The 17,884-nt window shown below is 65.7% G+C and carries 18 protein-coding genes; 13 read left to right on the top strand and 5 right to left on the bottom strand.

All coding sequences use genetic code 11. The features are described 5' to 3' along the window. Positions 1-48: 48 nt before the first annotated feature. The 9 genes from atpA (at position 49) to AB4Z32_RS21435 (ending at position 10,362) form a co-directional block, all read left to right on the top strand. The gene (gene atpA / locus AB4Z32_RS21475; protein ID WP_442123901.1) at positions 49-1,584 is read left to right on the top strand and encodes a F0F1 ATP synthase subunit alpha; all 1,536 of its coding nucleotides are present in this window, start codon (positions 49-51) and stop codon (positions 1,582-1,584) included. Positions 1,585-1,646: 62 nt separating this feature from the next. Then, a complete protein-coding gene (gene atpG, locus AB4Z32_RS21470; RefSeq protein ID WP_442123900.1) occupies positions 1,647-2,528 on the top strand; it encodes a F0F1 ATP synthase subunit gamma in 882 nt (293 codons plus the stop codon). 67 nt (positions 2,529-2,595) lie between these two features. Beyond that, the gene (atpD, locus tag AB4Z32_RS21465; protein WP_442123899.1) at positions 2,596-3,999 is read left to right on the top strand and encodes a F0F1 ATP synthase subunit beta; all 1,404 of its coding nucleotides are present in this window, start codon (positions 2,596-2,598) and stop codon (positions 3,997-3,999) included. A 23-nt stretch (positions 4,000-4,022) separates the two neighbouring features. Next, the gene (locus AB4Z32_RS21460; protein ID WP_442123898.1) at positions 4,023-4,448 is read left to right on the top strand and encodes a F0F1 ATP synthase subunit epsilon; all 426 of its coding nucleotides are present in this window, start codon (positions 4,023-4,025) and stop codon (positions 4,446-4,448) included. A gap of 131 nt (positions 4,449-4,579) precedes the next feature. Further along, positions 4,580-5,092, top strand: a complete 513-nt coding sequence (msrA, locus tag AB4Z32_RS21455; RefSeq protein WP_442123897.1) for a peptide-methionine (S)-S-oxide reductase MsrA — start codon at positions 4,580-4,582, stop codon at positions 5,090-5,092. 193 nt (positions 5,093-5,285) lie between these two features. Beyond that, a complete protein-coding gene (locus tag AB4Z32_RS21450) occupies positions 5,286-6,944 on the top strand; it encodes a serine hydrolase (RefSeq protein WP_442123896.1) in 1,659 nt (552 codons plus the stop codon). Positions 6,945-7,044: 100 nt separating this feature from the next. After that, positions 7,045-8,553: a sensor histidine kinase gene (locus tag AB4Z32_RS21445; protein WP_442123895.1), complete on the top strand. Its 1,509-nt coding sequence runs from the start codon at positions 7,045-7,047 to the stop codon at positions 8,551-8,553. Positions 8,554-8,556: 3 nt separating this feature from the next. Next, positions 8,557-9,297, top strand: a complete 741-nt coding sequence (locus AB4Z32_RS21440; protein ID WP_442123894.1) for a LytR/AlgR family response regulator transcription factor — start codon at positions 8,557-8,559, stop codon at positions 9,295-9,297. A gap of 129 nt (positions 9,298-9,426) precedes the next feature. Continuing rightward, on the top strand, positions 9,427-10,362 hold the full coding sequence (locus tag AB4Z32_RS21435) for a DUF4189 domain-containing protein (RefSeq protein WP_442123893.1): 936 nt from the start codon (positions 9,427-9,429) through the stop codon (positions 10,360-10,362). A 14-nt stretch (positions 10,363-10,376) separates the two neighbouring features. Here AB4Z32_RS21435 and AB4Z32_RS21430 read toward each other — a convergent pair whose 3' ends face one another. Continuing rightward, positions 10,377-10,991, bottom strand: a complete 615-nt coding sequence (locus AB4Z32_RS21430; RefSeq protein ID WP_442123892.1) for a peptidoglycan recognition protein family protein — start codon at positions 10,989-10,991, stop codon at positions 10,377-10,379. Positions 10,992-11,061: 70 nt separating this feature from the next. Here AB4Z32_RS21430 and AB4Z32_RS21425 point away from each other — a divergent pair, with 70 nt between their 5' ends. The 3 genes from AB4Z32_RS21425 to AB4Z32_RS21415 are packed head-to-tail and all read left to right on the top strand — an operon-like array spanning position 11,062 to position 12,931. Continuing rightward, complete coding sequence (locus tag AB4Z32_RS21425) at positions 11,062-11,490, top strand: CoA-binding protein (RefSeq protein WP_442123891.1); 429 nt, start codon at positions 11,062-11,064, stop codon at positions 11,488-11,490. Further along, positions 11,487-12,308, top strand: coding sequence for a PPK2 family polyphosphate kinase (locus AB4Z32_RS21420; RefSeq protein ID WP_442123890.1), 822 nt, complete (start codon positions 11,487-11,489; stop codon positions 12,306-12,308). Before AB4Z32_RS21425 ends, AB4Z32_RS21420 begins: the two co-directional genes overlap by 4 nt. A gap of 32 nt (positions 12,309-12,340) precedes the next feature. Beyond that, positions 12,341-12,931: a glutathione peroxidase gene (locus AB4Z32_RS21415; protein ID WP_442123889.1), complete on the top strand. Its 591-nt coding sequence runs from the start codon at positions 12,341-12,343 to the stop codon at positions 12,929-12,931. Positions 12,932-12,938: 7 nt separating this feature from the next. Here the strand turns inward: AB4Z32_RS21415 and AB4Z32_RS21410 are convergent, their stop codons facing one another. From AB4Z32_RS21410 to AB4Z32_RS21395, 4 genes are read right to left on the bottom strand one after another with little or no spacing between them, the layout of a single operon-like run. Further along, positions 12,939-13,571, bottom strand: a complete 633-nt coding sequence (locus tag AB4Z32_RS21410; RefSeq protein ID WP_442123888.1) for a DUF6058 family natural product biosynthesis protein — start codon at positions 13,569-13,571, stop codon at positions 12,939-12,941. A gap of 40 nt (positions 13,572-13,611) precedes the next feature. Beyond that, positions 13,612-15,462, bottom strand: coding sequence for a chorismate-binding protein (locus AB4Z32_RS21405; protein ID WP_442123887.1), 1,851 nt, complete (start codon positions 15,460-15,462; stop codon positions 13,612-13,614). 13 nt (positions 15,463-15,475) lie between these two features. Then, complete coding sequence (gene slmA, locus AB4Z32_RS21400; protein WP_442123886.1) at positions 15,476-16,054, bottom strand: nucleoid occlusion factor SlmA; 579 nt, start codon at positions 16,052-16,054, stop codon at positions 15,476-15,478. A gap of 32 nt (positions 16,055-16,086) precedes the next feature. Beyond that, positions 16,087-16,866, bottom strand: a complete 780-nt coding sequence (locus AB4Z32_RS21395) for a pyrimidine 5'-nucleotidase (RefSeq protein ID WP_442123885.1) — start codon at positions 16,864-16,866, stop codon at positions 16,087-16,089. 82 nt (positions 16,867-16,948) lie between these two features. On the opposite strand from AB4Z32_RS21395, the gene AB4Z32_RS21390 reads away from it, so the two are divergent. Continuing rightward, on the top strand, positions 16,949-17,872 hold the full coding sequence (locus tag AB4Z32_RS21390; RefSeq protein ID WP_442123884.1) for a TraB/GumN family protein: 924 nt from the start codon (positions 16,949-16,951) through the stop codon (positions 17,870-17,872). The last annotated feature ends 12 nt before the right edge of the window (positions 17,873-17,884 follow it).

Below are 17,884 nucleotides of genomic sequence, written 5' to 3'. Positions count from 1 at the left end.
TCCAAGCCCTTGCCCTACGCATCAAGAAACTATTAGGAGTTAGCACTCATGCAACTTAATTCGTCTGAAATCAGCGAACTGATCAAGAGCCGCATCCAGGGCCTCGAAGGTTCGGCTGATGTTCGTAACCAAGGCACGGTGATCTCCGTCGCCGACGGTATCTGCCGCATCCATGGTCTGTCGGACGTGATGCAGGGCGAGATGCTGGAATTCCCGGGTAACACCTTCGGTCTGGCGATGAACCTCGAGCGTGACTCGGTCGGCGCCGTGATTCTGGGTGCTTACGAGCACATCTCCGAAGGCGACACTGTCAAGACCACCGGCCGCATCCTGGAAGTCCCGGTCGGCCCGGAACTGCGTGGCCGCGTCGTCAACGCACTGGGCCAGCCGATCGACGGCAAAGGTCCGATCGACGCCAAGCTGACCGCTCCGATCGAAAAGATCGCCCCGGGCGTGATCGCGCGTGAATCCGTCTCGCAGCCGATGCAGACCGGTATCAAGTCGATCGACGCGATGGTGCCGATCGGCCGTGGCCAGCGCGAGCTGATCATCGGCGACCGCCAGACCGGCAAGTCGGCCGTGGCAGTTGATGCGATCATCAACCAGAAGGGTCAGAACATGACCTGCGTGTACGTGGCGATCGGCCAGAAGGCCTCGACCATCAAGAACATCGTGCGCTCGCTGGAAGAGCATGGCGCGATGGAGTACACCATCGTCGTCGCCGCTTCCGCTTCGGAATCGGCAGCCATGCAGTACATCTCGGCCTACTCGGGCTGCGCGATGGGCGAATACTTCCGCGACCGCGGCGAAGACGCGCTGATCGTGTACGACGACCTGTCGAAGCAGGCCGTCGCCTACCGCCAGATCTCGCTGCTGCTGCGCCGTCCGCCGGGCCGCGAAGCTTACCCGGGCGACGTGTTCTACCTGCACAGCCGTCTGCTGGAGCGTGCCGCTCGCGTGAACGCCGACTACGTGTCCGCCTTCACCAACGGCGCCGTGACCGGCAAGACCGGTTCGCTGACCGCACTGCCGATCATCGAAACCCAGGCTGGCGACGTCTCGGCCTTCGTGCCGACCAACGTGATCTCGATTACCGACGGCCAGATCTTCCTGGAAACCTCGCTGTTCAACGCCGGTATCCGTCCGGCGATCAACGCAGGTATCTCGGTGTCGCGCGTCGGTGGCGCTGCCCAGACCAAGGTCATCAAGGGCCTGTCCGGCGGTATCCGTACCGACCTGGCGCAGTACCGTGAGCTGGCTGCGTTCGCGCAGTTCGCATCGGACCTGGACGAGTCGACCCGCAAACAGCTGGACCGCGGTGCACGCGTGACCGAACTGCTGAAGCAGAAGCAGTACTCGCCGCTGCCGATCTCGCTGATGGCCGCATCGCTGTTCGCCGTCAACAAAGGTTATTTCGACGATATCGAAGTCAAGCGCGTGCTGGATTTCGAAGCCGGTCTGCACAACTTCCTGAAGTCCAGCCACGGTGCCCTGCTGTCGAAGATTGACGAGACCAAGGCCCTGGACAAGGACGGCGAAGCAGCGCTGGCCGCCGCCATCGCCGACTTCAAGAAGTCGTTCTAAGCGCGGCTATCTGATGGAATGCGGGACCGGGGCGACCCGGTCCCTATAAGGAGTAAGGGCTCATGGCAGCAGGCAAAGAGATACGTGGCAAGATCAAAAGCGTAGAAAATACGAAGAAGATCACCAAGGCGATGGAAATGGTCGCCGCGTCCAAGATGCGCAAGGCGCAGGACCGGATGCGCGCCGCCCGTCCCTACAGCGAGAAGGTCCGCAACATCACGGCCAACCTCGCCACTGCGAACCCGGAGTACACCCACGCGTTCATGGCGAATGCCAAGGACACGAAAGCGAAAGCCGTCGGCTTCATCGTCGTCACGACCGACAAGGGTCTGTGCGGCGGCATGAACACCAACGTGCTGCGCCAGGTGACGCAGAAGACCCGCGAGCTGGAAGCCGCGGGCAATCGCATTGAAGTCGTTGCAATCGGCAACAAAGGTCTGGGCTTCCTGAACCGCATCGGCGTGAAGGTCGTTTCGAGTGTCACGCAAATCGGCGACACCCCGCACCTGGAAAAGCTGATCGGCCCGATCAAGGTCATGCTCGACGCTTACCAGGATGGTCAGCTGGACGCGGTGTACCTGTGCTACACCAAGTTCATCAACACCATGCGCCAGGAACCGGTGGTCGAGCAGCTGCTCCCGCTGCCGGCCGGGCACCTGAAGGCGGACGAAGGCGGCCACTCGTGGGACTACATCTACGAGCCGGACGCGCAAGTCGTCATCGACGAGCTGCTGATGCGCTACGTCGAAGCGCTGATCTACCAGTCGGTGGCCGAGAACCTGGCGTCCGAGCAGTCGGCGCGCATGGTGGCGATGAAGGCCGCAACCGACAACGCGGGCAACGTCATCGGCGAGCTGAAGCTGGTCTACAACAAGACCCGCCAGGCAGCGATCACGAAAGAACTCTCCGAGATCGTGTCGGGCGCAGCTGCAATCAGCGCTTAAAAGCGGCAGCTAAGCTGAATCAACGACCTCTCGAAACGAAATTAAAACTATATCTGAAGGAACGAACATGGCTGATGGCAAAATCGTTCAGTGTATCGGCGCCGTGGTTGACGTGGAATTCCCGCGCAACGCAATGCCGAAAGTGTACGACGCACTGAAAATGGAAGGCTCCGAACTGACCCTGGAAGTCCAGCAGCAGCTGGGCGACGGCATCGTCCGTACCATTGCGCTGGGCAGCTCGGAAGGCCTGCGTCGCGGCATGATTATCCAGAACACCGGCAACCCGATCATGGTGCCGGTTGGCAACGCGACCCTGGGCCGCATCATGGACGTGCTGGGCAACCCGATCGACGAGCGCGGCCCGGTCAACGCCGAGCGCACCGCATCGATCCACCGCACCGCACCGGCCTACGACGAGCTGTCGCCGTCGCAGGACCTGCTGGAAACCGGCATCAAGGTGATCGACCTGGTCTGCCCGTTCGCCAAAGGCGGTAAGGTCGGCCTGTTCGGCGGCGCCGGCGTCGGCAAGACCGTCAACATGATGGAACTGATCAACAACATCGCTAAAGCGCACTCGGGTCTGTCCGTGTTCGCCGGCGTGGGTGAGCGTACCCGTGAAGGTAACGACTTCTACCACGAAATGGCCGATGCCAAGGTCGTCGATCTGGACAACCTGGGCAACTCGAAGGTCGCGATGGTCTACGGCCAGATGAACGAACCGCCGGGCAACCGTCTGCGCGTCGCGCTGACCGGCCTGACCATGGCCGAAGCCTTCCGTGACGAGGGTAAAGACGTTCTGTTCTTCGTCGACAACATCTACCGCTACACCCTGGCCGGTACCGAAGTCTCGGCACTGCTGGGCCGTATGCCGTCGGCAGTGGGCTACCAGCCGACCCTGGCCGAAGAGATGGGCCGCCTGCAAGAGCGCATCACCTCGACCAAGACCGGTTCGATCACCTCGATCCAGGCCGTGTACGTCCCTGCGGACGACTTGACCGACCCGTCGCCGGCAACCACCTTCGCCCACCTGGACTCGACCGTCGTTCTGTCGCGTGACATCGCTTCGCTGGGTATCTACCCGGCAGTGGACCCGCTGGACTCGACCTCGCGCCAGCTGGACCCGCTGGTCGTCGGTGAAGAGCACTACGCCACCGCGCGCGCCGTGCAGGGCACCCTGCAGCGCTACAAGGAACTGCGTGACATCATCGCGATTCTGGGCATGGACGAACTGGCACCGGAAGACAAGCTGGTCGTCGCACGCGCCCGCAAGATGCAGCGTTTCCTGTCGCAGCCGTTCCACGTCGCTGAAGTGTTCACCGGCGCACCGGGCAAGTACGTTTCGCTGAAAGACACGATCAAGGGCTTCAAGATGATCGCGTCGGGCGAACTGGACCACCTGCCGGAGCAGGCGTTCTACATGGTCGGCACCATCGAAGAAGCGATCGAGAAGGCCAAGAAGCTGGCTGCCTAAGCGGCCTCCTTTAAGGGACACACATGGCAAATACCATTCACGTTGACGTCGTCTCGGCCGAAGAGCAGATCTTTTCGGGCGAAGCCGAGTTCGTCGCGTTGCCGGGTGAATCGGGTGAGCTGGGTATCTACCCGATGCACACCCCCTTGATCACGCGCATCCGTCCGGGCGCCGTGCGCATCAAAGTGCCGGGCCGTACCGAAGAAGAATTCGTCTTCGTCGCCGGCGGCATCCTGGAAGTCCAGCCGAAAGGCGTGACCGTCCTGGCCGACACCGCCATCCGCGGCGCCGACCTGGACGAAGCGAAAGCCCAGGAAGCCAAGCGCCAGGCGGAAGAGCTGATGCTGAACAAGGAATCCGCGATCGACTACGCCAAGGCGCAAGCCGAACTGGCGGCCGCGATCGCCCAGCTGGCGGCCATCGCCAAGCTGCGTCACAAGGGCCGCTGATTTTTAGCGGTTTCGTGTGATGAACAAGAAGGCAGCCCGCGGGCTGCCTTTTTTATTGCTGGCGGTTCTGGAAATACGGCCCCTCGTCCTCATCTAGCGTGGATCACAACGATCGCTTGAAAGGACGGACCATGAAACAAGAAACTGCGATCCTCGCAGGGGGCTGCTTCTGGGGCATGCAAGACCTGATCCGCAAGATGCCGGGCGTGCTGTCGACCCGGGTCGGCTATTCCGGCGGCGACGTGCCGAACGCCACCTACCGCAATCACGGCACCCACGCCGAGGCGATCGAGATCGTGTTCGACCCGGAGAGAATCAGCTACCGGCGCCTGCTCGAATTCTTCTTCCAGATCCACGACCCCAGCACGGCCAATCGCCAGGGCAACGATATCGGCGCCAGCTACCGTTCCGCGATCTTTTATACCAACGACGCGCAGAAGGAGGTCGCGCTGGACACGATCCAGGACGTCGATGCCTCCGGCCTCTGGCCCGGCAAGGTCATGACCGAAGTGAAAGCTGCCGGCTCGTTCTGGGAAGCGGAACCGGAACACCAGGATTACCTGGTCAAGCATCCGAATGGCTATACCTGCCACTTCATCCGCAAGGACTGGCGCCTGCCTCACCGCGACGAGCGCGCCGCCTGAACCGTGGAGCGCCGGCCTGGCGACGCTGAAAAGGAAGGCAGCCTGCGGGTTGCCTTTTTATTTTCAGTCCCATTCGCCCCGCCGATCCGACCGCTCATCTCCGGCGATCACCGCTCGTCGGAAAATCATTGCTTGACGTAATGACATCCCCTATCTTGTCTCGACCACAACCATCGAGAGAGAAGGAGCCGCCATGTTCAAGCCGACCCCCGTCTGCGCCGCCATCGCCATCCTGCTGGCGGCGCCCCTCGTCCACGCTGCGCCGGATGGCGGCCAGGATGTGGCGGCGCGCATCGACCAGGTACTGGCCGCCACCTATAAAGCCGATGCGCCGGGGGCCACCGTCATCGTGGTCAAGGACGGCAAGACCATCCTGCGCAAGGCCTACGGGCTGGCCGACGTCGAGCACAAGCAGCCGCTGGCCCCGGATACGCCGATGCGCCTGGGCTCGATCACCAAACAGTTCACCTCGACCGCGATCCTGATGCTGGTCGACGAGGGCAAGATCAAGCTGGACGACGACATCACCGTCTACCTGCCCGACTATCCGAGCCAGGGCAAGAAGGTCACCATCGAGCACCTGCTGACCCATACCTCGGGCATCGTCAGCTATACCGGCAAGCCGGACTACATGGCGAACATGCAGAAGGACCTCACGGTGCGGCAGATGGTCGACTCTTTCAAGAACGATCCGCTGGAATTCGCGCCGGGTTCGCGCTACCGGTACAACAACTCCGGCTACTTCCTGCTGGGCGCCATCATCGAGAAGGTGTCCGGCCAGACCTACGACAAGTTCGTCGAGCAGCGCATCTTCGTGCCGCTGGGGATGAAGCGCACTGCCTACGAAGGCCACGAGCGCGACAAGGCGGCGCGCGCGCTCGGCTATTCGAAGGCGTCGGATGGTTTCAAGCCGGCGGCGCCGCTCAGCATGACGCAGCCCTATGCGGCCGGCTCCCTGGTCTCCACCGTCGACGACCTGGCGCGCTGGGACGCCGCCGTCAGCAGCGGCAAGCTGCTGAAGTCCGCCAGCTGGCAGCGCGCCTTCACGTCTTATACCCTGAGCGGCGGCGCCAGCACCGGCTACGGCTACGGCTGGGAGACCGGCAAGCTGCGCGGCGCCCCGATGATCGGCCATGGCGGCGGCATCAACGGCTTCAACACTTATGCGCTGCGCCTGCCGGCCGAGAAGCTGTATGTGGCGGTACTGAGCAATGTCGATTCCGGCCTGCCGCCGGCAGGGGAGGCGGCGTACAAGGCGGCCGCGATCGCGATCGGCAATCCCTTCCCGGAGTACAAGGAAGTCAAACTGGATGCGAAGACCCTGGATGCCTATGCCGGCGTCTATCGCGTCGAGGGGAACGACACCCGCACCGTGCGCCGCGACGGCGAGCGCCTGGTGCTGCAGCGCGCCGGCCGGCCGCCGGTGACCCTGCAAGCCTATTCCGAGACCGGCTTCTTCATCCCCGGCTCGCTGCAGTCAATCGAGTTCACTCGCGACGCCCAGGGCCGGGCGACCCAGCTGGTGGTGCACAACCCGACCTCCGACCAGGTCAGCCCGCGCACCGGCGACGCGCCGCCGCCGCGGGTGGCCGTCAAGATCGATCACACGAAATTCGATGCCTACGCCGGCCGCTACCAGCTGGCGCCGAACTTCGCGATCGAACTCAGCCGCGACGGCGACCGCTACTGGACCCAGGCCACCGGCCAGCCGAAGGTCGAGGTGTTCGCCTTGAACGAGCGGACTTTCTTTTCGAACCAGGTGGATGCCGAGCTGCGCTTCGACGATGCGACGCCCGGGCAGCTGGTGCTGGCCCAGGGCGGACGCGAGATCAAGGGGATGAAGCTGCCTTGACGCCGGCCGAATTCCCTGAAATCGGGCATCCGTCGGCATACGGGTGCCCTACGTCGCATCGAAGTGGAAGATAATGTTGCTGCATGCAAATATAGCTTCCATGTCCTCTTCCAAATCCCTTCCGCTCTTCCGGCTCCGCGGCAATACCGCAGTCACCCTTCGCAACGTCGGCCTTCTCACCGCATGGTCGCTGATCGTGGTGGTGGTATGGGGCATGATCATTCTCAGCCTGCGCAGCCTGTCTCCCATCGTCGCCGTACTCGGCTTCGTGCTGGTGCAGGCCGCGTATTTCGCATTCGCCGTGCGTCTGGGGCGGCCGGCGCCCGCACGGACGGTCTGCCGTTATGCGGCTGCCCTGCAGCTGCAGGCCTTCATCGAGCACACGGCCTTCTGGCTGGTGGCGATCCTGACGCTGCTTGCGATCATCTTCATGAACAGCGATGTCGAAACAGAGGCCCGGATACGCCAGGCCGTCACCGCGCCCGACGCCCTGCAAGGCATGCTGGGCTATCTCGTGACCCTGCCGGCGCTGGCGCTGCTGACCGGCGTATGGCGCCTGCATCATCTCGGCTACACCACCGGCGCGCTGGCCGGTGTCGCCGACGGCAGCCTGCTGCGCAAGTCGGTCCGCCTGTCCGGCGACGCCGGCGAAGTCCACGACGTGCTGGTACGCCGGCTGGAGCGCCTGATGGACAGCAGCACGCCCGGCCTCGACCGCCCGCTGACCGGAGGACTGCCGCGCCTGGTCGCGGTGCGCGAAGCGAACGCACTGCACTATGAGCTCATCTGGCCGAACTGCAGCCCGAACAAGCTGATGGTCTCGCTCCGCACCGGCAGCGACGCGGTGCCGGAAGTGGAGGTGGAGTGCCGGCTGCGCGACGGCATCTATCGCTGCTATCTGTTCGCGCCGCCGGCCGACGCCGTGGCCCAGATGCAGTACATCGAAGCCCACCTGCTGCAGCCCCTGCGCGCCGAGCTCTCGATGCTGTCCGCCGAACGCCAGCGCGACGCCCTGCGCGAGCAGGCGGTGGAGGCCCAGCTGCGCATCCTGCAGGCCCAGATCGAACCCCATTTCCTGTTCAATTCCCTGGCCAACGTGCGCCACCTGTACCGCGAGGATGTCGGCGCGGGCGAGCACATGCTCGATCACCTGATCGCCTACCTGCGCTGCGCGATGGACGACCTGCGGGCCGAGCATTCCAGCGTGCGCAAGGAGATGGACCTGGCGCGCCACTACCTGACGATCATGCAGATCCGGATGGGCGAGCGCCTCGGCTACACCTTCACCGCCACCGACGCGCTGCTCGAGCACCCATTCCCGCCGGCGATGCTGATCTCGCTGGTGGAGAACGCGATCAAGCACGGCCTGGCCGATGCCGAGCGCGGCACGATCTCGCTGGCGGCCGCCGCGGACGACGCCTGCCTGCGCCTGACGGTGGCCGACGACGGCCGCGGCTTCTCGAGCGTCGGCGGCACCGGCGTCGGCCTGTCGAACATCCGCCGCCGCCTGGAAGCCATGTATGGCAACCGCGCCTGGCTGGAAGTCGGCGCGCCGCCATCCGGCGGCTTTGCCGCCACCATCGTCATTCCCCTCGAACCACCTCCGTAATCCATGCCCACAGCCCTGATCGCCGAAGACGAACCTTTATTGCGCGCCGAACTGAAACAGGCGCTGGCCGAACTCTGGCCGGAACTGCAGATCGTCGCCGAGACCGCGGACGGCGCCGCGGCCCTGGCGGCGCTGCGCACCCACGCGCCCGACATCGCCTTCCTCGACATCAATATGCCCAAGGCCAGCGGCCTGGACGTGGCGCGCGTGCGGCCGCCCGGCACCGTCATCGTGTTCCTGACCGCCTACCACCAGCATGCCCTGGACGCCTTCGACGTCGGCGCGGTCGACTACCTGGTCAAGCCGCTCAACCGGGGCCGCCTGCTGGAGACGATCTCGCGGCTGCAGCTGCGCCGGCAGCCGGCCATCGCACCCGCGCCCGCCGCCGTGGCGCCCGCGGCGGCGGCGGCGCCGCGCTACCTGTCCTGGATCCAGGCCTCGGTCGGCAGCATCCTGCGTGTGATCACCACCGATGAAGTGATCTTCTTCCAGTCCGAAGCCAAGTACACCAAGGTCGTCACGCCGCAGACCGAGGCGCTGATCCGCATTCCCGTAAAAGACCTCGTGGAGCAGCTCGACCCGCAGGAATTCATCCAGGTCAGCCGCGGCGCCATCGTCAACCGGCGCCGGATCGATGCCGTCCACCGCCGCGAGGGCCAGATGCAGGTGCATTTGCGGGGCCGTGCCGAGGTGCTGAGCGTGAGCTCCGGCTACCAGGGCCAGGACGCCTTCCGCCAGATGTAGCGCCGCCGAATTCCCGGGAAAGCCGTATCCATTCCCGGGAATGCCGTGTTCGTCGCAAGCCTACTGGTGCCGGAAGTTGTCGGTTGGCAATATGCGGATGTCATCAAAACCAACCGACGAGAGCACACAATGAACTTCCCGCAGCTTATCCGTTCCTCCCTGTTTGCCGCCCTGCTGGGTGGCGCCGCCTCCACGGCCTTCGGCGCCGCCGCCGTGGCCGTCGGCGACGACAACTACACATATACCGTGACCAACGCCGCCAGCCTCGACGAAGCCAAGGCGGAAGCCCTCGAGGAATGCGGCAAACGCGTCAACAACTGCAAGATCCTGACCAGCCGGACCGTCCCCGGCGCGATCGCCCTGGCCAAGGGCGACGACGGCATGTTCTCGGCCACCGACGATACGCCCGAAAAAGCCCGCGCCCGGGCGATGGCGGATTGCCGCAAGAACTACAAGAACTGCAGGTTCACGGCCCTGTACTGGGAGTCGGGCGGCAGCTGGGGCGCCTGGGCTCATGCCATGGACGAGAAAGGACTGCTGGTCGCGACCCAGTTCAGCTACAACTTCGGCAACGAAGCCGACGCCAGGGCCGATGCCCTCGACGAGTGCGCCAAACAGCAGAAAGGCAAGCCGGTCAGGTGCGAAGTAAAGACCCACTTCGGTGAGTGGGGCTATGCGGTGGCCGAATCCGCAAGCTATGCGTCGGTGCGCATGGAAGCCAGCATGGAAGCCGCGGTTGCCGCTGCCATGGCGAATTGCAAGGAGGGTGCGAAACCCGGCGAATCCTGCAAGCTGACCGTCAAGGCCTTCAACAGGGGCACGAGCAATGCCCCCGCTTCCTTCGACAAGCTGGCCAGCCAGACCGAGGCCGCACGCAAGGCCAAGGCGCCCGCGCGCCAGGTCGCGACCCGCGCCGTCCAGGCCCTGAGCTGCACCAACCGCTGCGTGAACGGCAGCTGCGTACGCACCTTCGCCAATGGCCGCACCGAGAAATGGCAGGCGCCGCGCGTGTTCGACCCCTTCACCAACGACTGGAAGTGGGACACCAGCAGCTGCGGAGGCTGAGGCGCGGTGCGGTCCTAGCGCGTGCGGGACTGCTCCTGCGCCAGCCGCAGCGCCACCTTGTGCCTGAAGTAGCCGTCCTGCACATAGCGGTACAGGTTGGCGCCGGGGCACACGGTCTGTGTTGAAAAATCCCGGTGGCTGGCGATGTTGTCCAGCGGCACATCGTATTTATGCGCCAGCATCGCCATCAGCCGCACCACGGCATCGAGCTGCTGCCGGTTCGGCTCCACTTCCTCGAAGTTGCCGACCACCTCGATCAGCGCATGCCCTGTCGGATCGTATTCCGTGTTGGTGTCGCCGGCGTAGTCGATCTTGCGGCCCTCGTAGATATTGCCGTCGAGGTCGATGATGTAGTGGTAGGGGATGTCCAGCCAGTGCTTGGTGTTGCGCGACCAGGTCTGCAGCTTGCGCAGGTACTGGCGCGGATCGGTGCCCGGCCTGAACGGCTCGCCCTGGTGGTGCAGGGTGATGTGGGTGATGGTCTGGCGATGCGCCAGCGCCGGGTCGGCCGGGGTGCCGCCCCAGGCGGCGACGGGGACGATGCTGCGCTCGACCTCGGGCAAGGTCTGGGCGAAGGCGGCGGTGGCGGCGAGCAGCAGGGAGAGGGCGAGGGCAGGGCGGATCGTCATTGCGGGTCATGCGCCGGAGCGCGATATAAAGCTGATAAGCTAGGCGCGACAATAACATAGCGAGCCCAGCATGCGAACCATCGAACAGATCCTGAAATCCGCCAAGACCGTTGCCGTGATCGGCATGTCGAACAAACCCGAACGCGCCAGCCACGAAGTGGCCGACTACCTGCAATCCCGGGGCTACGAGATCCTGCCCGTGAATCCGGCCTACGCCGGCCAGCAAATCCTCGGCCGCCCGGTCTACGCCACGCTGCAGGAAGCCGCCGATGCACTGGCGAAGGAGGGCCGCCGCATCGACGTGGTCGACGTCTTCCGCAAGTCCGAGGACGTGCCGCCGGTCGCCAAGGACGCCATCGACGTGCGCGCCGGCGTGCTGTGGATGCAGCTTGGGATCGAGAACCAGGCCGCGGCCGACCTGGCGCGCGCCGCCGGCCTGGAGGTCGTCATGAACCACTGCATGCTGATCGAGCACCGCAAGCTCGACGCCCAGGCATGAACGCCCGCGAGCGCTTCCGCGCGCCGAAGAAGGTCGAGCTGCGCGACGAGGACGCCGGCCTGACGCCGCTGCGCGAGAAGAACGGCAACGGCGGCGCCAAGCAACGCGAGCGAGCGCTGACTGATGAGCTGATCGGCCAGGTGGCCCGCTTCCAGGAGATGCTGTACGCCAGCCGCAAGCAGAAACTGCTGCTGGTCCTGCAGGGCATGGACACCGCCGGCAAGGACGGCACCACGCGCGCGCTGTTTTCTCAGATCAGCCCCATGGGCATCCAGGCAACCGGTTTCAACGCACCGACCGAGCGCGAGCGGGCCCACGATTTCCTGTGGCGCATCCACGCCCATGTGCCCGGCAACGGTCTGATCGCGGTCTTCAACCGTAGCCACTACGAGGATGTGCTGGTGCCGCGCGTGCTGGGCGACATCGATGGCAAGGAGACCAAGCGCCGCTACGCCCACATACGCGACTTCGAGCGCATGCTGGCGGAATCCGGCACCACCGTGATCAAGATCTTCCTGCATCTGTCGAAGGAGGAGCAGAAGAAGCGGCTGCAGGAACGCCTGGATGACCCGGAAAAGCACTGGAAGTTCGACCCGACCGACTTGGCCGTGCGCTCGCAATGGGACGCTTACCAGCGCGCCTACGAGGATGCGATCGCCGCGACCGACCTCGGCCATGCGCCCTGGTACATCGTGCCGGCCGATTCCAAGACCCACCGCAACCTGATCGTCGCGCATTTGTTGTTGGAGACCATGCAGGCCATGAATCTGTCGTGGCCGGCGCCGAAGGCCGACCTCGCGAAGGTCAAGGTGGAATAGAATGGGATTTTATTAATCCTTTTCTCGCCGCCATGTCCAAGACCATCGCACTGCTGCTCTCCCTCGGCGCCGCCGCCGCCGCCACCGCACCTGTCCAGGCCCAGAACGCCGCCCCCGCGGCGGCGCCCGCGGCGGCCGCGGCATCCTGCCCGGCCGTGCTGAAGCACACCTTCAAGCGCCTGCAGGACGAGGCGCCGCAGGACCTGTGCCAGTACGCCGGCAAGGTGGTGCTGGTGGTGAACACGGCCAGCTACTGTGGTTTCACCCCGCAATACCAGGGCCTGGAAGCCCTGTACGCCAAGTACGCGGCGCGCGGCCTGGTGGTGCTGGGCTTCCCGTCGAACGACTTCAAGCAGGAATCGGAAGACGCCAAGAAGATCGCCGACCTCTGCTACAACACCTATGGCGTGAAATTCCCGATGTTCGCCAGCACCCAGGTGACCGGCGCGAACGCGAATCCGCTGTACGCCGAGCTCATCAAGGCAACCGGCAACCAGCCGAAATGGAACTTCAACAAGTACCTGATCGACCGTAACGGCAAGGTGCTCGAGTACTTCCCGAGCAAGGTKACGCCGCAGGATGCGGCGCTGGTGTCGAAGATCGAGCAGGCGCTGGGCGGCTGAGCCCGCGCTAGCGCAGCCAGGCGGCGCGTACCTCGTCGACGCAGCGCCGGCGCGAACTGCGCGCCACCTCGTGCGGGGCGAAGGGCGCGCTGACGCGGTCGAGCAGGTCGACCGCGGCCGCCAGCTGCCGGCGCTGTTCCTCATCCAGCCCCTGCTGCGCGCCCAACGCCGTCAGTTCGCGGATCAGGACGATGGCCGCCTCCTTGGCCGCGATCTCTTCCGGCAGCCCGGCGCGGGTGCACAGGCCATAAGTACCGTCCAGGAAGTGCCGCCACTCCGACGCGATGTGGGCATCGCCGTTCAATTGGTCAGCGGCCGCGGGCAGGCCGTCGTCGCCGAGCCGCGCCAGCCGGCGTCGGTAGCGCGAGGCGAAGATCGCGTAGGCCTCGCGCGGACCGTCCAGCGCTGCCAGCAGGCCGGCCCAGGCGGGCGCACCTTGCGGGTACCAGTCGATCACGTGCTGCTCGCCGTGCGGGCCGAAGAAGGAATCGCAGGAGAGCTCGACACGCAGGCGGTAGGCGGGCCGCGGCATCATGCCGCGTTCCTGCAGCTCGCCCAGGTGGACGTCGTCGATGCCGCAGCGCGCCAGCAGCTGCCCGCGGGTCAGGAAATGGGTGTTCAGGTAATCGATCAGTTTCATGCCCGCCATGCTAGGGCAGGCGGGCAGGACCATGCTTCGGTCAGCGCCGAATCGTTGCCCGCAACGGTCCGCGCAAGGCATTGCAGACCACGATCTCCTGGGCGCGCTCCAGGGTCTCGCGCGAGATCGGGCATTCGATCGCATTCCAGGCAGGATCGTCCAGCAGCACGGCCCGCATCACGCCAGGCAGCACGCCGGACGACAGCGGCGGCGTGTACCAGCGCTCGCCGACCCGCACGAACACGCTGCTGCGGCCGCCCTCGGCCAGTTCGCCGCGCTCGTTGAAGAACAGGGTGTCGAAGGCGCCTTCGTTTTCGGCCTGCTTCCAGGCGGCGTCGTAGCGGCTGCGGATGGTGGTCTTGTGGCGCGCGAACAGGGCATTGGAGTCTACCGGTTCGCTTGATAACAGCACCTCGACCGGGCCTTCCAGCGGCGTCAGCGGCGCCGTCTGCACGACGACCTCGCCGTCCGGCTGCAGCGCCAGGCGCAGGCGGTGCGGGGTGTGCTCGGGCAGCACGGCGCAGGCGGCGATTGCGCCGGCGCGCGCCAGTTCCTCGGCGAAGGGATAGCCGAAGTAGGCGCTGGAAGCCCGCAGCCGCGCCAGGTGGCGTTCCAGGTGGCGGCAGCCTTCCTCGCGGGTGGCGTACATGGTCTCGAAGATCTGGAAGCCGTTCGGCAGCCCGGTCAGGAAGCCCGCCTTCAGCCGGCACTCGGCATATTCGGCGGCGGGATCGCTGTCGTAGACGATGCCGGCGCCGACCCCGAGTTCGCCGTGGCGAACGCCGTTGTGCTCGGGCTGCAGCACCAGGGTGCGGATCGGCACGGACAGGCAGAAGTCGCCGAAGCGCGCGCCGGCCAGGGCAGCCGAGTGGGCGCCGAAGGCCGGCGGATCGATCCAGCCGAGCGCGCCCGTATAGATGCCGCGCGGGGCCGGCTCCAGCTCGTGGATGATCTCCATGGTGCGGCGCTTCGGTGCGCCGGTGATCGAGCCGCAGGGGTAGAGCGCGTCGAAGATGGCGTCCAGCCCGGTGCCGTCGGCCAGCTGGGCCTGGACGGTCGAGGTCATCTGCAGCACGCTGCTGTAGCGGCGCACCTCGAACAGGGCCGGCACGCCGACGCTGCCGGTACGCGCGATCCGTCCGAGGTCGTTGCGCAGCAGGTCGACGATCATCAGGTTCTCGGCGCGGTTCTTCGGATCGGCCGCCAGCGCCGAGGAACGCACGGCGTCGATGTCCTGGTCGCCGCTGGCCGGTGCGGTACCTTTCATCGGCCGCGCCAGCAGGCGGCCGGCGTCGTGGCGCACGAACAGTTCCGGCGACAGCGACAGCACCGCACGGCCGTCCGGCAGGGCGATCAGGGCGCCGTAGGGCACCGGCTGGCGCTCGCGCAGGCGCGCGTACAGGGCGAAGATCGAACCGAAGGCGTCGAAGCGGATCCGGTAGGTGTAGTTGACCTGGTAGGTGTCGCCGGCGGCGATGTAGTCGCGGATGCGTCCGATGGCGCGGGTGAAGGCCGCCTCGTCGACGTTGCTGCGCACGTCGGCGATCCCGGCCGGGCCGCCGGCGCCGGCGCGTTCGTCCAGCCAGTTCTTCACTTCGCCCGCCGACAGCAGCTCGACGCCGCGGAACAGCAGTACCTGGGCCAGCGGCGCATCCTGGACCGCGGCCGGCGGCACGATGCCGAGCAGCTGTTCGCCGAGCTCATAGCTCAGCACCGGCACCGCGTACAGGCCGGTCGCCAGCGCTTCCTGCAGGCGCGCCAGCAGCGCCGGCCATTCCTGCACCGTGTGGCAGGCCAGCATACCGGCGTAGTCGCGGTACAGGCGCGAGCGGGAAGGCGGATTACCGTCTGCGCTCGCGTCGTCGAGCAGGGCAAAGATGCCGTCGTCCATTCGGGCTCCCGGGTCAGGCGGCCAGCAGCAGCGACAGTTGCAGGGCGCTGTTTTCCGCCGGGTGCTGGCGGAAGCCGCTCTTGGCAAAGCGGTGCCAGCGTCCGGTCACATAGGACACCAGCAGGCTGGCGCGCGCACCCACGTCTTCCTCGCGGCCGTGGCCCTGGGTGACGGCCACCCGCAGCGCGCCCTTGAACGCCAGTTCGACTTTGTCGTAGAACTGGTTCATGCGCAGTTGCAGGCGTTCGTCCTCGCCCACCAGGGCGTCGCCGATCAGTACCCGGGTCATGCCGGGATTATTCGCCGAGAACAAGAGCAGCATCTGCAGCATCGCATGCGCCTGGGCCACGCCGTCGTCTTCGCGTTCCGTGATCTGGTTGCACACGCCGAAGACGCTGGACTCGATGAACTCGATCAGCCCTTCGAACATTTGCGCCTTGCTGGCGAAGTGACGGTACAGCGCCGCCTCCGATACCGCCAGTTTCGCGGCCAGTGCCGCGGTCGTGATCTTCTCCCCCTTCGGGTGCTCCAGCATGGCCGCCAAGGCCTGGAGGATCTGCAGTTTTCGTTGTCCCGGCTTGGTGCTTGCCATGTTCTCGTGGTGCTCCGTATTCAGGTCGAAATTCAGGTCGATGAGCGCAGCCGGCGCAGGTGCGCCGGCAACTGAACTACGGATTTTACTTTGACATCGACATAGGCGGGTCGTTTTAGCATTTTCGGCAGGGGGGCTTTACCGCTCGGATCGGCGTAGCGCAGGTATTGCGTGACCCAGGCGGTGCGCATGCCGACGCGTTTGGCGTGCTTCAGGTTGACCAGGGTGTCCTCGACCAGCACGCAGCGCTGCGGTGCCAGCCGGTGCTTGCGCAGCAGGCGCCGCAGCATCAAGGTCGACGGCTTCGGCCGCAGCTGGCGGTGCACGTGCATGTCCTCGATCGCGATATGGTGGGCAAAGTGGCGCTGCAGGCCGATATGGCGCAGCACCTCGGTCGAATACGCGGTGGGCGCATTCGTCAGCAGGATCTTGCGGCCGGGCAGGCGCTTCAGCACGCGCGACAGGCCGCGTTCCCAGCGCATCATGTCCTGCAGGGCTTTCAGGTCGTGGGTCTCGCGCAGGAAGTCGGCGGCGTCGACCTGGTGGTGGCGGATCATGCCGAGCAGGGTCGCGCCGTAGCGCTTCCAGTAGCCGAGCCGGGCCGCATTCACCGCTTCCTGGCTGGCCGGCGTGGTGCCGTCGCCGAGCACGCGCGCGATATAGGTGTTCATGTTGGCGCTGATTGCCGGAAAGATCGCGTGGGAAGCGTCGTGCAGGGTGTTGTCGAGGTCAAACAGCCAGACGAGGGAGGAGGGAGTAGGCACGGCAAGCTTTGTAAGAGGAGGCAGCCTTGCATTATATCGACACCGCATGTGCGCATGCGCAGAGGGTCACTGTCGGGCAGTTCGATAATCAAATGACAAGTCCGATTATCCATGCCGACGAGGAGAGCGTATGCCTCCGCTCATGTCCCGCGTTGTCCCCGCCATTGTTTCGCGATCCTTCGCCTTGCTGTTCGGCCTGCTCTGGCTGGCCAGTCCCACGGCGACGGCGGCCGAGCGCGGCGCCCTGTTCCGGATCACGCTGGACGGCCACGAAATGCACCTGTTCGGCACCCTGCACGTCGGCCTGCCCGAGTTCTATCCGCTCGAGCCGCGCATCGCCGAGGCCCTGGACCAGTCGTCCACCCTGGCGCTCGAGATCGATCCCGCGCAGCCGCAGCGCGAACTGCTGCGCGCCCTGCACGAGCACGGCATGCTGGAAGCCGGCAGCGCCGGCTACGAGGGCATGGATCCCGAGCGCCGCGCCCTGCTCGAACGCCTGGTCGCGGAAGGCGGACTCGATCCCGCCAACGCCAGGACTTTCAAGCCGGTGCTGCTGGCAACCCTGCTGGCGATGGCCGAGTACACCAGGCAGGGCTACCGCAGCCAGCTGTCGAGCGAGGCCTGGCTGGCGCGGCAGGCGCGCGCGAAGGGCACCCGCATCCTCGAACTCGAATCCCTGGACCGCCAGCTGTCGCTGCTCGACCGCCTGAGCGAGCCCGAGCGCTGGCGCTTCCTCGACGAGACGATGGGCACGATCGTCTCCGGCGCCCAGCGCCGCGAAGCGCGCGCCATGGTGCAGGCCTGGCGCAGCGCCGACCGCGCCGCCCTCGACGCGATCGCCGCGCGCGGCGATGCGGACGCCAGCGTGTCCGGGAAATTCGTGAACCAGGTGCTGCTCAAGGAACGCAATGCCGGCCTGGCCGGGGGCCTGCTGCACTTGCTGCGTCAGGAAAGGAAGACCTTTGCCGCGGTCGGCGTGCTGCACCTGCTGGGAAAAGGGAGCGTGACGGCGCTGTTGCAGGAGCAGGGCGCGCAGGTGGAGCGGGTTTATTGAAGTGAATGACTA

Source organism: Massilia sp. 2TAF26 (assembly GCF_052115005.1).
Taxonomy (GTDB): Bacteria; Pseudomonadota; Gammaproteobacteria; order Burkholderiales; family Burkholderiaceae_D; genus Telluria.
The sequence above is the reverse complement of the archived record's forward strand: the minus strand, read 5'-3'. Positions and strand labels throughout refer to the sequence as shown.

Coding starts and splice junctions, on each gene's coding strand:
- atpA (WP_442123901.1), top strand. CDS start 49: ATGCAACTTAATTCGTCTGAAATCAGCGAACTGATCAAGAGCCGCATC.
- atpG (WP_442123900.1), top strand. CDS start 1,647: ATGGCAGCAGGCAAAGAGATACGTGGCAAGATCAAAAGCGTAGAAAAT.
- atpD (WP_442123899.1), top strand. CDS start 2,596: ATGGCTGATGGCAAAATCGTTCAGTGTATCGGCGCCGTGGTTGACGTG.
- AB4Z32_RS21460 (WP_442123898.1), top strand. CDS start 4,023: ATGGCAAATACCATTCACGTTGACGTCGTCTCGGCCGAAGAGCAGATC.
- msrA (WP_442123897.1), top strand. CDS start 4,580: ATGAAACAAGAAACTGCGATCCTCGCAGGGGGCTGCTTCTGGGGCATG.
- AB4Z32_RS21450 (WP_442123896.1), top strand. CDS start 5,286: ATGTTCAAGCCGACCCCCGTCTGCGCCGCCATCGCCATCCTGCTGGCG.
- AB4Z32_RS21445 (WP_442123895.1), top strand. CDS start 7,045: ATGTCCTCTTCCAAATCCCTTCCGCTCTTCCGGCTCCGCGGCAATACC.
- AB4Z32_RS21440 (WP_442123894.1), top strand. CDS start 8,557: ATGCCCACAGCCCTGATCGCCGAAGACGAACCTTTATTGCGCGCCGAA.
- AB4Z32_RS21435 (WP_442123893.1), top strand. CDS start 9,427: ATGAACTTCCCGCAGCTTATCCGTTCCTCCCTGTTTGCCGCCCTGCTG.
- AB4Z32_RS21430 (WP_442123892.1), bottom strand. CDS start 10,991: ATGACGATCCGCCCTGCCCTCGCCCTCTCCCTGCTGCTCGCCGCCACC.
- AB4Z32_RS21425 (WP_442123891.1), top strand. CDS start 11,062: ATGCGAACCATCGAACAGATCCTGAAATCCGCCAAGACCGTTGCCGTG.
- AB4Z32_RS21420 (WP_442123890.1), top strand. CDS start 11,487: ATGAACGCCCGCGAGCGCTTCCGCGCGCCGAAGAAGGTCGAGCTGCGC.
- AB4Z32_RS21410 (WP_442123888.1), bottom strand. CDS start 13,571: ATGAAACTGATCGATTACCTGAACACCCATTTCCTGACCCGCGGGCAG.
- AB4Z32_RS21405 (WP_442123887.1), bottom strand. CDS start 15,462: ATGGACGACGGCATCTTTGCCCTGCTCGACGACGCGAGCGCAGACGGT.
- slmA (WP_442123886.1), bottom strand. CDS start 16,054: ATGGCAAGCACCAAGCCGGGACAACGAAAACTGCAGATCCTCCAGGCC.
- AB4Z32_RS21395 (WP_442123885.1), bottom strand. CDS start 16,866: ATGCGGTGTCGATATAATGCAAGGCTGCCTCCTCTTACAAAGCTTGCC.
- AB4Z32_RS21390 (WP_442123884.1), top strand. CDS start 16,949: ATGCCTCCGCTCATGTCCCGCGTTGTCCCCGCCATTGTTTCGCGATCC.